This is a genomic window from Allobosea sp. 47.2.35 (genome assembly GCF_024655635.1).
Lineage (GTDB): Bacteria > Pseudomonadota > Alphaproteobacteria > Rhizobiales > Beijerinckiaceae > Allobosea.
This window is the reverse complement of the sequence record NZ_JANLGI010000061.1, coordinates 1-878: the sequence shown is the minus strand read 5'-3', so window position 1 is coordinate 878 and position 878 is coordinate 1. Positions and strand designations below refer to the sequence as shown.

2 protein-coding genes are annotated in these 878 nt (G+C 66.7%); both read left to right on the top strand.

The window, feature by feature from the left end:
* The coding region (locus tag NUV79_RS25210; RefSeq protein ID WP_257735811.1) for a YqaJ viral recombinase family protein at window positions 1-368 on the top strand (368 nt) is incomplete at its 5' end.
* The gene (locus tag NUV79_RS25205; RefSeq protein ID WP_257735810.1) at window positions 368-763 is read left to right on the top strand and encodes a hypothetical protein; all 396 of its coding nucleotides are present in this window, start codon (window positions 368-370) and stop codon (window positions 761-763) included. The genes NUV79_RS25210 and NUV79_RS25205, both read left to right, overlap by 1 nt.
* Window positions 764-878 lie beyond the last annotated feature (115 nt).

The window sequence follows — 878 nt, the reverse complement described above, 5'->3', positions numbered from 1 at the left end:
CGAGCCTGGAGTGCGAGACCGTCGGGTTCTTGCGCCGCGGGCAGGCCGGCGCCTCGCCCGATGCGCTGATCGGTCAGGACGGCCTGCTCGAGATCAAGACCAAGCTGCCGCATCTCCTGATTGAGGCTCTGCTCAAGGGCGAGTTCCCGCCGGAGCACAAGGCCCAGTGTCAGGGCCAGCTCTGGGTCGCCGAGCGCGACTGGATCGATCTCGCGATCTATTGGCCAGGCCTGCCGATCATGATCACGCGGGCCCATCGCGACGAAGCGTTCATCGCCGAGCTCAGTACAGCCGTCGCACAGTTCAACGAGGAACTCGATCGGATCATCGCGCAGGTCGCCGCCTACGGGCGGCTGGAGGCCGCCTGATGGGTGGGCGCCGCGAGTTCACCCGCAGCCAGAAGGTCGCCATGCTCAAGCGAGCCATGGATGAGCGCGGCTGCATCCGCTGCGAAGGCTGCGGCCTCAATGTCTCCGGCAAGGTCGTCGAGTTCGACCATGTCATTCCCGAAGCGCTCATCCTCGACAAGACCAGAGAGCTTTCGATCGAGGATGGACGCGTTCTCGGCCGTGACTGCTGTCACCGGGCGCCCGGGGCCAAGACAGCCCGCGACCTTGCCGCCATCGCCGAAGCCAAACGGCGCGAGGCCCGCCATCTCGGGATCCGGCCGCTCCTCTCGCGCGGGTTCCAGAGACCATCGCCCCAGATGAGAGCCTCCCGCCCCCTCGCCAAGCCCGCTGCCTGGCGCCGCGACGATCAATGACCCCTTGCACCATGGAGCTCACATCCGTGTCTTCGACAACGTCTTGCCCAGAACCCGGGCGCAACCGCTGGCCGTCTCTTGTGATCGCCATCCTCCTGGCCAGTGCCGCTAGCGC

What these genes read in the sequence shown, in the direction of transcription:
- NUV79_RS25205 (WP_257735810.1), top strand. Translation starts at nt 368, where the DNA reads ATGGGTGGGCGCCGCGAGTTCACCCGCAGCCAGAAGGTCGCCATGCTC.